We start from the raw sequence: 2,082 nt of genomic DNA on the forward strand, positions 1-2,082 counted from the left end.
TCAATATCGGTAGGTGGTGCGCTATTGCTAGAGCCACCTTGCACTGGCTTGACAGGTGCAGGAGCGGACGATACCGCTTTGGCTTTTGGTAAATTAGCTCTTGCTGCAACCTCACCAATCGCCATCAATTGTTGATACGGTGGTAATGCGGCAATTCGATAAGCATCAGAAACATTTTTACCCAACATATACGCAATTTCTGCGCCTTTCGGATGTTGTGCAACGGCTTCTAGTGCCATCGGTGCAAACTCAATGTTAGCAACATTGTTAAAAACCGCGTCAAAATCAGGGGCAACACTACGCACTTTGTCAACTTTAGCAACCCATTCACGGGAAACTCTTTGTTCAATTGCCCGCTCTACGTTCTTCTCTTGTTCAGATAGCATGTTGTTTTGATATTTGTATTCTGCTACCGCTTCAACATAATCATCTAAATTGTCGAACTGGCTAATATCAGGTGCTTCTTGTTTTGGTGCAAGTTGCGCCCGTAATTGTTCAATTTCAGCTTTAAGACGATTGCTTTCTGCAATGGCTTCATACTTTTGACGTGTAACTTTATCAATGCGCTTTTTAACGCCATTCGGTAGGCTAGAATCATCATCGGGTTCATCTTCTTGCTTTTCGGCTTCAACCTTTGACGTAGTTTCCTCGCCTTCGGTTTTCACTTCGTCAACAATCGGATTTTCGGTGACTTCTTCGACCTGTGGTGATGAATCCACAACGACATCAGACTGAGTAGAATCACTCATGGGATAGGTTTCCTTGAATCGGATTTACACGCGCCATCACGGCGACCTAGTTTTAACTGTCTAGTAACAGTGATATAAACATAATCTATAACAGGTATTTAGTCAAATAATGATTACAAAGGCTTTATAAACTCATTGCCTTTATCATCTCTAGTAATTCCATAACGCTCACGCATAGCATCCATCATTTCATCAGTGATTTTAGCGTGTTTAATCATATTGATTACATAAGACTCATTTTGACCAGCCAAAAACTTATCTAATGTGTCGCTCGGCCATTGGTCAGCAGCATTTGAAACGCCTTGCTCATCCTGCTTACGTTGTCGCTTTTGAAGTTTCTTTAGCTTCTTTTTGGCCTTAACAATCTTTTTAGCCATTATATTCATCGTTGGCTTTATACATTTTGCATTAAATGATTCTAGTGTTTTATTAAAATCACTTGATTGTAAAATATCTAAAGCGCGTTTAGATACTTCTTCACCGCTAAGTTTTTCGCTCATCACATCACCTCATCATCTTGTTGTAAGTCAGGCAATTGTACGCTCGACATATCACCACCGCCAATGTCTTTTTGAGCCATTAAATCCATTGCCATTTGCTCATCCATCATTTGCCCGTCTTGCGTCAATTGGCCATCATCTTGCTCAAATTGCGGCTGAAACATTTCTTGTTGTTCGTGCTGATAACCTTCTCCTTCTTCGGGCAATTCAGGCTGTTGCGCTGCATTAGCTAAAGCGTCGTTAATCAATGCCGCCACTTCATCCATTCCCATCCCATAATCCTTAGCTAACTTAGCGAACTCAATCTCGGCTTTAACGTCAATCTCATACTTCTTGAGTCTTAACTCATCGTCTTTGTCGTCTTTCTCATCTTCTAGCAGCTTAACTTGCTTTGTTAGCTCATCAATTTGCTGTTTGCCTTGTTCAATCATTTGTTGTACTTCAGGCGGTAATTGTTTTTGCTCGCCATCTTCGCCTTCTTGCTCTTGCAGTTGTGGCGGCAACATCTTTTTCATGCGCTCGGCAATCTCGTCAGCACCATCCCAGTCCATCGCCTTAATGATTAAATCACCCGCAATCTGCATAATGGCAGGATTGACCCGCGCAATCTCGACCATAGAATTAAGTGCTTCAATACGCTTAGTTGCATAACTTGCGCCTTGAGTCACGACTAAATCATATTTACCCACCGTCAAATCAATGTTTTTAGGCTCGCCTTTCTGCATCACGACCTGATTGATACGCTCTAGCTTTTTACTGCCATCACTACCCATTACACTAACAACACGCGCCGCGTCATAGATTTTAGGTATCAAGTCGATAATGATACGGCC

The 2,082-nt window shown here is 42.0% G+C and carries 3 protein-coding genes; all 3 read right to left on the reverse strand.

Annotation, left to right across the window (positions count from 1 at the left end):
• Positions 1–749, reverse strand: a 749-nt coding sequence (locus tag Q0212_RS09475) for a hypothetical protein (RefSeq protein ID WP_297924812.1), incomplete at its 3' end; no start/stop codon positions are given.
• A 113-nt stretch (positions 750–862) separates the two neighbouring features.
• Complete coding sequence (locus Q0212_RS09480; RefSeq protein WP_297924814.1) at positions 863–1,249, reverse strand: hypothetical protein; 387 nt, start codon at positions 1,247–1,249, stop codon at positions 863–865.
• Positions 1,249–2,082, reverse strand: an 834-nt coding sequence (locus Q0212_RS09485; protein ID WP_297924816.1) for a hypothetical protein, incomplete at its 5' end; no start/stop codon positions are given. The genes Q0212_RS09480 and Q0212_RS09485, both read right to left, overlap by 1 nt.

The sequence above is a fragment of the uncultured Agitococcus sp. genome (assembly GCF_937920075.1).
In the GTDB taxonomy this organism is placed as follows: Bacteria; Pseudomonadota; Gammaproteobacteria; order Pseudomonadales; family Moraxellaceae; genus Agitococcus.